This is a genomic window from Sphingobium sp. TCM1, from assembly GCF_001650725.1.
Lineage (GTDB): Bacteria > Pseudomonadota > Alphaproteobacteria > Sphingomonadales > Sphingomonadaceae > Sphingobium.
This window is the reverse complement of the sequence record NZ_LXVX01000016.1, coordinates 24,463-35,950: the sequence shown is the minus strand read 5'-3', so window position 1 is coordinate 35,950 and position 11,488 is coordinate 24,463. Positions and strand designations below refer to the sequence as shown.

The window sequence follows — 11,488 nt, the reverse complement described above, 5'->3', positions numbered from 1 at the left end:
TTGTTCACCATCCGCGCGGTCCCGCGCCGGGACGAGAACAGCCTGCTGGCCGCCTATCATGGCGGGCTGCGGCGGCACTGGCTGCCGGGCGCGCGCGCCCTGGCGCATCTGTTGGCGCGGACCGGCCGGGGCGGCTGGTCATCGGCGGAACGACTATTGCTGCCCGATGCCGTTCGGCGGGCGGGCTTGTCGATGCGCGATCGCAAGGGGCTGCACCGGCTGCTCAATCCGGCCGCCTTTCCGGTGGCGGCCAACCCGCTCAAGAACAAGCAGCTGTTCGCGCAGCGGGCGGAGCAGGCCGGGCTGCCGGTCGCGTCCGGCTGGAACCCGACGCGCGAAGCGCTTGGCAGCTGGCTGGCGCGAGAAACGGACATCATCGCCAAGCCCAGCTTCCGGTCCAAGGGGCAGGGGGTGGCGCGGTTCCAGAGGATCGGGGGCGACTGGCACGGGGCGGAAGGCGCGATCGCCGATGCGGCCTTGCAGGCCCGGCTGGGCGCGATGTGGCAGGCAGGCGGGGTGATCCAGCGGCGATTGCCTACCCATGCCGCGCTGGCGGAGCTGTCGCCCTGCGCGCTGCCGACCCTGCGCGTCGTCACCTGCCTGGACGAGACGGGCGTGCCCGAAGTCTGCGGGCTGGCGCTGCGGCTGTCGGCGGGGCGCGCGCGGCCGGTCGACAATTTCAACGCCGGCAATCTGGTGCTGGGGATCGACGATCAGGGGCGATGCGGGACGGCGTGGCTGGGCGGGGGCGATCAGCGCCTGTCGCATGACCGGCATCCCCTGACCGGCGCGGCGATCGCCGGGACGACCGTTCCCGATCTGGCCGAGGCGCTGGCGCTGGCCCGCCGCGCCCATCCGGCGTTCCCAGGCTTCACCGTGATCGGCTGGGACGTGGGGCTGACCAGTGACGGGCCGGTGCTGATCGAGGGGAACTGGAACCCCGGTACCGACATCCTTCAACTGGTGAGCGGGCAGGGTCTGGCCGAAACACGGCTGGGGGCGCTCTATCGGCATCATCTGGACCGGCTGCCTGTGGCGTGCTGGCGCGGTGCGCGGGTGGTCGAATGGGACCGGCGCGGTCGGTGATCTGCGTCTATGTCCATGCGCTGGTCGCCACGGGCGTGGTGCGCAACGCGCGCCTGATCGCCGCCGATCTCGCCGCGCGGGGTCATGGCGTCCAGTTGGTGACCGCGCTGCCGGGCGGCGAGGCAGTGCCGGGCGTCGCGCATCACGCGCTTTTGCCGCAGGCGCATCCGTCGCGCTTGCGGGAAAAGGCGCAGGCGGCGCTGGCGCTGCGCCGGCATCTGCTGCGCGAACGGCCGGCCATGCTGATCTCGGCGGGCAATCACGGCCATGGCACCGCCTGGGCCGGGAGCCGCGGCGTGCCCGGCCTGAAGCGGGTCTATCGCATCAGCAACGACATCATGCGCGCCGTCCCCGGCGCCCCGTCCGGCGGGCTGAAGCGTTTGGGGCGCAGCGCCACGGCGCGGCTGATCGCAGTGGATGCGGCCCATCTGGTGCTGGTGTCGCCGACCCTAGCGGATACGCCCGCCTTCGCTGGCGCGGCGCGCGGGGGACGGCTGACGGTGATCGCCAATGGCATCGATGCGGGCGCGGCGCGGCGGAAAGCGGAGGGGGAGAATCCCCATCCCTGGCTGGGCGGAGACGCGCCCGTGCTGCTCGCCATCGGCCGGCTGGCGCCGCAGAAGAATTTTGCCACCCTGCTCCGCGCCTTCGCGCTGCTACGCCGCCAGCGGCCCGCGCGGCTCATCATACTGGGCGAAAGCCGCGACGATGCGCGCGAGACGCTGACGGCGCAGGCGCGGCAAATGGGCGTCGCGGATGATCTGGCGCTGCCCGGAACGGTCGATAATGTCTTTCCCTGGCTGGCGCGCTGCGACGGCTTCGTCCTGCCGTCCTGGTGGGAGGGGTCGGCCAATGTGCTGCTGGAGGCGATGGCCGTGGATGCGCCCTGTGTCGCGTCGATCAGCGCGGGCAATGCGGCGCAGCTGCTGGACGATGGGCGTTACGGCCTGCTGGTCGATCCGGCCGACGCGCACGCGATGGCCACGGCCATGGATCGGCAGCTTGATCCCGCCACCCGCATCCGGCCGGGCGAGCGCATCGCGCATTTCGGCATGGCAAGCGTGTCGGCGGGCTGGGCCGACCTGGCCGGGCGACTATTGGCCGGGTGATCGCAATCCCCCGGCCATCGGGCCGTCAGGCGGCGTCCTTCGCCAGTGCGGCGATATGGCCCAGCACCGCGTCGGCATGGTCCTTCCGGCAGATCAGCAGGTCGGGCAGGTAGACATCGCTCTGGTTGTAGACGAGCGGGCTGCCGTCGATGCGGCTGGCGTGGAGGCCATGGGCGAGGGCGACGGCGGCCGGTGCCATGCTGTCCCATTCATATTGACCGCCGGAATGGAGATAGATGTCGGCTTGGCCCAGGATCACCGCCATGGCCTTGGCCCCAGCGCTGCCCATGGGGACGAGCTCTGCATCCAGAGCCGCCGCCACCGCTACCGCCTCCGCAGCGGGGCGGGTGCGGCTGACGACCATGCGCAGGGTGTCGGGCGCGGGCGGAACCGGACGCGGCTGGTCGGAACGCAGCAACGTGCCGCCCTCCAGCCCCGGCAGGGCGACCGCGCCGACGGCCGGCACGCCGTCGATCGCCATGCCGACATGCACCGCCCAGTCGGACCGTTCCTCGCCATATTCGCGCGTGCCGTCGACCGGATCGACGATCCACACCCGGCTCTTGTCGAGCCGCGCCGCATTGTCCTTCTCCTCCTCCGACAGCAGCCCGTCATCGGGCCGCACTTCGCGCAGCGCGTGGACCAGGAACTGGTTGGCGGTCTGGTCGCCGGCCTTGCCCAGCGCCTTGGCGCTGAACAGGCCGGACGAGCGGACCTCTACCAGGATGCGGCCAGCCACCTCGGCGAGATGGGCGGCGAGACCGGCGTCGGTCATCGCCGCGATGTCGATCTGGGTTTCGCTCATGGGATGATCCTCGCGACGATGGCGTCTGCCGCTTCTTCGGCGGTCAGGCTGGTCGTGTCGATGTGGATTTCGGGGTCGTGCGGCGCCTCATAAGGGCTATCGATGCCGGTGAAGTTCTTGAGTTCACCCGATCGCGCCTTCTTGTAGAGGCCCTTCACGTCGCGCGCCTCCGCATCGGCCAGCGGCGTGTCGATATGCACTTCGATGAACTCGCCCGGCTGCATCATCTGCCGCACCATGTCGCGCTCCGAGCGGAACGGCGAGATGAAGGCGGTGATGACGATCAGGCCCGCATCGGTCATCAGCTTGGCGACCTCGCCCACGCGGCGGATATTTTCCACCCGGTCGGCATCGGTGAAGCCCAGATCCTTGTTCAGGCCGTGCCGCACATTGTCGCCGTCGAGCAGGAAGGTATGGCGGTTCATCCGCGCCAGCTTCTTTTCGACCAGATTGGCGATTGTCGACTTGCCCGCGCCCGACAGGCCGGTGAACCACAGCACTGCGGGCTTCTGGTTCTTTAGACCCGCATGGAATTCCCGGCTGACGTCGGTCGCCTGCCAATGGACATTCTGCGCGCGCCGCAGGCTGAAGTGCAGCATTCCCGCCGCGACGGTGGCGTTGCTGATCTTGTCGATCAGGATGAAGCCACCCAGCGTCCGATTGTCGGCATAGGGTTCGAACACGATCTGCTTGTCGGTCGACAGGTTGGCGACACCGATGGCGTTCAGTTCCAGCGTCCGGGCCGCCAGATGTTCCATCGTGTTGACGTTGACCTGGTATTTGGGCTGCTGGATCGTGGCGGTCACGGTCTGGGTGCCGATTTTGAGCCAATAGGAGCGGCCCGGCAGCATTTCTTCATCCGCCATCCAGACGATCGTCGCCTCGAACTGGTCGGCGGCTTGGGGAGGATTGTCGGCCAGCGCGATCACGTCGCCGCGCGAACAGTCGATCTCGTCGGCGAAGCAGAGCGTCACCGACTGGCCGGCCACCGCCTGCTCCAGATCGCCACCGAGCGTCACGATGCGGGTGACGGTGCTGGTCTTGCCCGACGGCAGCACGCGGACCGCATCGCCCGGCTTCACCATGCCGGTCGCGATCAGGCCGGAAAAGCCGCGGAAATCGAGGTTCGGGCGGTTGACCCACTGGACCGGCATACGGAAGGGCTTTTCCGCATCGGTCGCGCTGTTCACCTCGACCGTTTCCAGATGCTCGATCAGAGCCGGCCCTTTGTACCAGGGCGTGTTGCCTGAGGGGCCGGTGATATTGTCGCCCTTGAAGCCGGAAATCGGCATTGGCGTGAACGCCTTGATGCCGATCGACTTGGCGAATTCGGCATAATCCTTGACGATGCTGTCGAACACCGCCCGATCATAATCGACCAGGTCCATCTTGTTGACCGCCAGCACGATGTTACGGATGCCGATCAGGTGGGCGAGGTAGCTGTGGCGACGCGTCTGGGTGAGGATACCCTTGCGCGCGTCGATCAGGATGACGGCGAGGTCGGCAGTCGAGGCGCCGGTGACCATGTTGCGCGTATATTGTTCATGGCCGGGGGTGTCGGCGACGATGAACTTGCGCTTTTCCGTGGCGAAGAAGCGATAGGCGACGTCGATGGTGATGCCCTGCTCACGCTCGGCGGCGAGGCCATCGACGAGGAGCGCGAAGTCGATCTCCTGTCCCTGCGTGCCGACCTTCCTGCTGTCGGCCTCCAGCGCGGCGAGCTGATCCTCGAAGATCATCTTGCTGTCATAGAGGAGGCGGCCGATGAGCGTGGATTTGCCGTCGTCGACGCTGCCGCAGGTGATGAAGCGGAGCATTGTCTTGTGCTCATGCACCTTCAGATACTGGTCGATATCCTGCGCGATCAGGGCGTCGGTCTTGTAGATGGGTTCAGCAATATCGGTCATGTTGTCTGTCCCGTCATCCCGGCGAAGACCGGGATCGTTGTGATCTGGGGAAGGGGGTTTGCCTGGAGGCAGGCGACCCCAGCCTTCGCTGGGGTTGACGCTTCGTCACCCGCTGCGCGGATGACGTGGCGCGTCAGAAATACCCTTCCTGTTTCTTCTTCTCCATGCCGGCGCCGCCGGCATCCTTGTCGATGGCGCGTCCCTGGCGTTCTGATGTCGTGGTGAGCAGGGTTTCCTGGATCACCTCGGGCAGCGTCCTGGCCTCGCTCTCGACCGCGCCGGTTAGCGGATAGCAGCCGAGCGTGCGGAAGCGGATCGAGCGCATCACCGGCTCTTCGCCGGGCTTGAGCGGGAAGCGGTCGTCATCAACCATCAGCAACATGCCGTCGCGCTCCACGGTTGGACGCTTGTCCGCGAAATAGAGTGGCACGATCGGAACATTGTTGAGGTGGATATATTGCCAGATGTCCAGCTCCGTCCAATTGCTGATCGGGAAGACGCGGATGCTCTCGCCCTTGTTCTTCTTGGCGTTGTAGAGGTTCCACAGTTCCGGACGCTGGTTCTTGGGATCCCAGCCATGGCTGGCGGTGCGGAAGGAGAAGATGCGCTCCTTCGCCCGGCTCTTTTCCTCGTCGCGGCGCGCGCCGCCGAAGGCCGCGTCGAAACCATAGAGGTTGAGCGCCTGCTTCAACCCTTCGGTCTTCCACATGTCGGTGTGGAGCGGGCCATGGTCGAACGGGTTGATGCCGCGTTCCTGCGCTTCGGGATTCTGGTAGACGAGCAGGTCCATGCCACTTTCCTGCGCCATGCGGTCACGCAATTCGTACATGGCCTGGAATTTCCAGGTCGTGTCGACATGCAGCAGGGGGAAGGGCGGCGGCGAGGGATAGAAGGCCTTGCGCGCCAGGTGCAGCATCACGGCGCTGTCCTTGCCGACGGAATAGAGCATCACCGGCTTCTCGGCTTCCGACACCACTTCCCGCAGGATGTGGATGCTCTCGGCTTCGAGTCGCTCCAAATGGGTCAGAGTCTTTGCGTCCACCAATCTATCCTCGCAATTTTCGTGCGCAGACATATGCCAGCGAGTCATGATTGGCGTACCTCCCATATGGGAGGATGGTCGCCAATCGCCGGCGCGATGCGGTGGCGTTACTGGTCGGTTCAGCCGATCAGCCGCCAACCGGCGACAATCAGGACCAGCGCGAGCAGCGGTTGCAGGATACGTTCGGGCACCTTGGAGGCCAGCATCGACCCCAGGATGATGCCGGGGATCGAACCGGCCAGCAGATTGACCAGCAGCATCAGGTTGAAATTGCCGATCCACAAATGGCCGATGCCCGCAACCAGCGTCAGCGGCACGGCGTGGACGATGTCGGTGGCAATCAGCTTCTGCAATCGCATCCGCAGCGGATATAGCGCGAGCAGCAGCGTCGCGCCCAGCGCGCCCGCGCCGACCGATGTCAGCGTAACCATGACGCCCAGCAGCGCGCCGGCCGCCACCGTCAGACCCGTCTGATAGCGCAGGAAGCTGCTGGCCGTGTCGGTGCGGGCATGGAACGCCCAATGATGGAAGCGCGTGCGGAAGAGCGTGGCGATGGCGGTCAGGATCAGGACCACGCCGAGCGCGCTCATGATGACGCCGCTCTTGATCTGGTGCGCGTCGATCTGGCCCAGGAGGATCAGCACGATGATCGCGGCGGGCAGGCTGCCGATGCAAAGGCGACGGATCACCTCATAGTCCGGTCCGCCATGCGTGCCGCCATGATGATGATGCACGAAGCCGCCGACGGACTTGGTGATCGCGGCGAACCAGAGGTCCGTGCCGACCGCAGTGGTCGGCGACACGCCGAACAGCAGGATCAGGATCGGCGCCATCAGCGATCCGCCGCCCACACCGGTCATACCCACCATGACGCCGACGAAGAGCCCTGCAATCGCGTGCAACCAATCCATTCACACCCCCCGGTCCGCCTTGTCGTGCATTTCCCGACTGCGTGCAGGGGCATATCGGCAGCGGTCAGCGGCGAACAGACCCTTTCGTCGACCAGATAGGCTTTCGCCTTGTTCCCATCGCGAAAATAGGGGCGAGCGTCTGAACGACGTGACGGTCAACGCTAATGGTCGGAAACGCCCCGCCTTCAAAGCGTCAAAAAAAAAGCCCGCCGATGCGCGATCACGCATCCGGCGGGCATTTTTCGGGCCGTCGACGGCAACGAAGGCTTGGGAGCCGCTTCCGATATAGGAAGCGGCTCCCGCTGTTTCAAAGGCCTTATTCCATGTCCTCGGTGGTGAAATCCTCACCTTGGACGGCACCGAGCGGATCGTCGCCGATCGCCGCTTCCGGACCCTGGCGCAGTTCGGCGGCGTGCTCGGCGGCAGCCGTCTTGGGCGCGATCAGGTCGACCTGGCTGGACGCGCGGAGCGCGGCCCGCATCGCCGCGTCACGCGACGAGGCGGCAACGCGCATCCGGTTCATGCCCGCGCCGGTACCCGCCGGGATGAGGCGGCCGACGATGACATTTTCCTTGAGGCCGACCAGCGTGTCCTTCTTGCCCTGGACCGCCGCTTCCGTGAGGACGCGGGTGGTCTCCTGGAAGGAGGCCGCCGAGATGAAGCTGCGGGTCTGGAGCGAGGCCTTGGTGATGCCGAGCAGCACCGGCTTGCCCGCGGCGGGCTGGAAGCCCGGCTGGAGCTTGCTGTTGATCTCGTCCATTTCCTCGCGATCGACCTGTTCGCCCACCAGCAACGTGGTGTCGCCGGACTCGATGATCTCGACCTTCTGCAGCATCTGACGAACGATCGTCTCGATATGCTTGTCGTTGATCTTCACGCCCTGCAAACGATAGACTTCCTGGATTTCGGCGACCAGATATTCGGCCAGCGGCTCGATGCCGAGCACCTCCAGAATGTCATGCGGATCGGGCGAACCACCGATCAGGTTGTCGCCGCGCTTCACGAAGTCGCCTTCCTGAACGTCGATCACCTTGCTTTTGGGGATCAGATATTCGACCGGTTCGCCGCCATCCTCGGGATTGATGGCGATCTTGCGCTTCGCCTTGTAATCCTTGAGGAACTGGACGCGGCCCGACACCTTGGCAATGATCGCATTGTCCTTGGGCTTGCGGGCTTCGAACAGCTCGGCAACGCGCGGCAGACCTCCGGTGATGTCGCGGGTCTTGGCCGCTTCGCGGCTGACACGCGCCAGCACGTCACCGGCCTGCACCTGGGCACCGTCATCGACCGACAGGGTCGCACCCACCGCCAGCATGTAGCGGGCGGCTTCACCCGACTGGTCGTCGAGCAGGGTGAGGCGGGGACGCAGATCCTCCTTGGTACGGGCGGAACCGCGATGCTCGGTGACGACGCGCTGGGCGATGCCGGTCGCTTCGTCGGTCTGCTCGGTCAGCGTCTTGCCGTCGATCAGGTCCTGATACTTCACGATACCCGGCTTTTCGGTGATCACCGGCATGGTGAACGGATCCCACTCGGCGAAGCGGTCGCCCTTCTTCACGGTGTCGCCATCCGCGAAAAGGATGGTGGCGCCGTAAGGCAGGCGGTGCGTTTCGCGCTCGCGGCCTTCATTGTCGATGATCGCGATCTCGCCGTTACGCGCCAGCGACAGGCGACGGCCATTCTTGTCCATGATCGTCGGCATGTCGCGCAGCTCGATCGTGCCGTCCGACATGGATTCGAGGTTCGACGTTTCGTTGAAGTTTGCCGCGCCGCCGATGTGGAAGGTACGCATGGTCAGCTGCGTACCCGGTTCACCGATGGACTGCGCAGCGATGACGCCGACCGCTTCACCGATATTGACCGGCGTACCACGAGCGAGGTCACGGCCGTAGCATTTGCCGCACACGCCCATCTTGCTTTCACAGATCAGCGGCGAGCGGATCTTCACGGCCTGCGTGCCGATCGCCTCGATCTGCGCCACCAGCGCTTCGTCGAGCAGCGTGCCGATCGGAACGATGACGGTGCCGTCCTTGCTGTCGACGATGTCCTGCGCCGTGGTGCGGCCCAGGATGCGCTCGCCCAGCGAGGCGATGACCGAACCACCCTGGACGATGGCCTTCATCTCGAGCGCCTTTTCGGTGCCGCAATCTTCCTCGACCACGGTGCAATCCTGCGACACGTCGACCAGACGGCGCGTCAGGTAGCCCGAGTTCGCCGTCTTGAGCGCGGTGTCGGCCAGACCCTTACGGGCGCCGTGCGTGGAGTTGAAATATTCGAGGACGGTCAGGCCTTCCTTGAAGTTCGAGATGATCGGCGTTTCGATGATCTCGCCCGAAGGCTTGGCCATCAGGCCGCGCATACCCGCAAGCTGCTTCATCTGCGCCTGCGAACCACGGGCGCCGGAGTGGGCCATCATGTAGATCGAGTTGATCGGGGCCATGCGGCCCGTCGCCGGATCCTTGGGCTGGGCGCGGATCTCGTCCATCATGGCGTTCGCGACCTGGTCGCCGCAACGGCTCCAGGCGTCGATCACCTTGTTGTACTTTTCCTGCTGGGTGATCAGGCCGTCCTGATACTGCTGCTCATAGTCGGCCACCAGCGCCTTGGTTTCGTCGACGAACGTCACCTTGCTGTCGGGGATGACCATGTCGTCCTTGCCGAAGCTGATGCCGGCCTGGAACGCGTGGCGGAAGCCCAGCGCCATGATGGCGTCGGCGAACAGCACCGTGTCCTTCTGGCCGGTGTGACGATAGACCTGGTCGATGACGTCACCGATTTCCTTCTTGGTGAGAAGGCGGTTGACGACGTCGAAGGGCACCTTGTGCGACTTGGGCAGACATTCGCCCAGCAACATGCGGCCCGGCGTGGTCTCAAAGCGCTTCATATACTGGTTGCCGGCTTCGTCGGTCTGCGGCACGCGGCTGATGATCTTCGAGTGCAGCGTCACGGCCTTGGCATAGAGGGCCTGGTGGACCTCCTGCATGTCGGACAGCAGCATCCCTTCGCCCGGCTCGCCTTCGCGTTCCATGGACAGATAATAGATACCCAGGACCATGTCCTGCGAGGGAACGATGATCGGCTTGCCGTTCGCCGGGCTGAGGATGTTGTTGGTCGACATCATCAGCACGCGCGCTTCCAGCTGGGCTTCCAGCGAGAGCGGAACGTGGACCGCCATCTGGTCGCCGTCGAAGTCGGCATTGAAGGCCGAGCAGACGAGCGGGTGCAACTGGATCGCCTTGCCCTCGATCAGGACTGGCTCGAACGCCTGGATGCCCAGACGGTGGAGCGTCGGAGCGCGGTTCAGCATCACCGGGTGCTCGCGGATCACCTCGTCCAGGATGTCCCAGACTTCCTTGCGCTCCTTCTCGACCCACTTCTTGGCCTGCTTCAGGGTCATGGACAGACCCTTGGCGTCGAGGCGGGCGTAGATGAAGGGCTTGAACAGTTCGAGCGCCATCTTCTTGGGCAGGCCGCACTGATGCAGCTTCAGCTCAGGACCGGTCACGATGACCGAACGACCCGAATAGTCGACGCGCTTGCCGAGCAGGTTCTGACGGAAGCGGCCCTGCTTGCCCTTGAGCATGTCGGACAGCGACTTCAAAGGACGCTTGTTGGCACCAGTGATGACGCGACCGCGACGGCCGTTGTCGAACAGGGCGTCGACGGCTTCCTGCAACATGCGCTTTTCGTTGCGGACGATGATGTCCGGCGCGCGCAGTTCCATCAGCCGCTTCAGGCGGTTGTTGCGGTTGATGACGCGACGGTAGAGGTCATTGAGGTCCGAAGTCGCGAAGCGGCCACCGTCCAGCGGCACCAGCGGGCGCAGTTCGGGCGGGATGACCGGCACGACGTCCAGGATCATCCATTCGGGGCGGTTGCCCGATTCCAGGAAGCTCTCGACGACCTTCAGTCGCTTGATGATCTTCTTGGGCTTGAGTTCGGACTTGGTGGTCGCCAGCTCGTCGAGCAGCGCCAGCTTCTCGCCTTCCAGGTCGAGGTCCATCAGCATCTGCTTGACGGCCTCGGCGCCGATGCCGGCCGAGAAGGCGTCTTCGCCATATTCGTCCTGCGCGTCGAGCAGTTCGTCCTCGGTCAGCAGCTGGAACTTCTCCAGCGGCGTCAGGCCCGGCTCAGTGACGATATAGGATTCGAAGTAGAGGACGCGCTCAAGCTGCTTGAGCTGCATGTCAAGCAGCAGGCCGATGCGCGAGGGCAGCGACTTGAGGAACCAGATGTGCGCGACCGGCGCGGCCAGCTCGATATGGCCCATGCGCTCGCGGCGGACCTTGCTCACCGTGACTTCGACACCGCACTTCTCGCAGACGATGCCCTTGTACTTCATGCGCTTATACTTGCCGCACAGGCACTCATAGTCCTTGATCGGACCGAAGATGCGCGCGCAGAACAGCCCGTCACGTTCCGGCTTGAACGTGCGATAGTTGATGGTTTCCGGCTTCTTGATCTCGCCGAAGGACCAGCTGCGGATGCGCTCGGGAGAGGCGAGGCCGATCTGGATCTGGTCGAAGGTTTCCGGCTTCTGGATCGGATTCGCGAAATTGGTCAGTTCGTTCATATTTCAAGTCCCTCTAGAGGGTGTATTTTTCCGGGCGAAGGAGGGAAGGGGCGCC

General features: G+C 65.0%; 7 protein-coding genes. 2 read left to right on the top strand and 5 right to left on the bottom strand.

Annotation, left to right across the window (positions count from 1 at the left end):
* Both A7Q26_RS12645 and A7Q26_RS12640 read left to right on the top strand, forming a co-directional pair.
* Positions 1-1,086 carry a sugar-transfer associated ATP-grasp domain-containing protein gene (locus tag A7Q26_RS12645; protein WP_066859980.1) on the top strand — a complete coding sequence of 362 codons (1,086 nt, stop codon included), beginning with the start codon at positions 1-3 and terminating at the stop codon, positions 1,084-1,086.
* Entirely contained in the window at positions 1,065-2,195 is a 1,131-nt protein-coding gene (locus A7Q26_RS12640) for a glycosyltransferase (protein ID WP_232313787.1), read from the top strand. The genes A7Q26_RS12645 and A7Q26_RS12640 overlap by 22 nt, the downstream gene beginning before the upstream one ends.
* 25 nt (positions 2,196-2,220) lie before the next feature.
* On the opposite strand, the gene A7Q26_RS12635 is transcribed toward A7Q26_RS12640, so the two are convergent.
* The 5 genes from A7Q26_RS12635 to rpoC all read right to left on the bottom strand — a co-directional run bounded on the left by A7Q26_RS12635 (position 2,221) and on the right by rpoC (position 11,433).
* Positions 2,221-2,970: a 3'(2'),5'-bisphosphate nucleotidase CysQ gene (locus A7Q26_RS12635; RefSeq protein ID WP_066860516.1), complete on the bottom strand. Its 750-nt coding sequence runs from the start codon at positions 2,968-2,970 to the stop codon at positions 2,221-2,223.
* Positions 2,971-2,996: 26 nt separating this feature from the next.
* Positions 2,997-4,907, bottom strand: coding sequence for a sulfate adenylyltransferase subunit CysN (gene cysN, locus A7Q26_RS12630; protein WP_066859978.1), 1,911 nt, complete (start codon positions 4,905-4,907; stop codon positions 2,997-2,999).
* 133 nt (positions 4,908-5,040) lie between these two features.
* Positions 5,041-5,982, bottom strand: a complete 942-nt coding sequence (cysD, locus tag A7Q26_RS12625) for a sulfate adenylyltransferase subunit CysD (RefSeq protein WP_066859976.1) — start codon at positions 5,980-5,982, stop codon at positions 5,041-5,043.
* 86 nt (positions 5,983-6,068) lie between these two features.
* On the bottom strand, positions 6,069-6,860 hold the full coding sequence (locus A7Q26_RS12620) for a sulfite exporter TauE/SafE family protein (protein ID WP_066859973.1): 792 nt from the start codon (positions 6,858-6,860) through the stop codon (positions 6,069-6,071).
* 316 nt (positions 6,861-7,176) lie between these two features.
* Positions 7,177-11,433: a DNA-directed RNA polymerase subunit beta' gene (gene rpoC, locus A7Q26_RS12615; RefSeq protein ID WP_066859970.1), complete on the bottom strand. Its 4,257-nt coding sequence runs from the start codon at positions 11,431-11,433 to the stop codon at positions 7,177-7,179.
* Positions 11,434-11,488 lie beyond the last annotated feature (55 nt).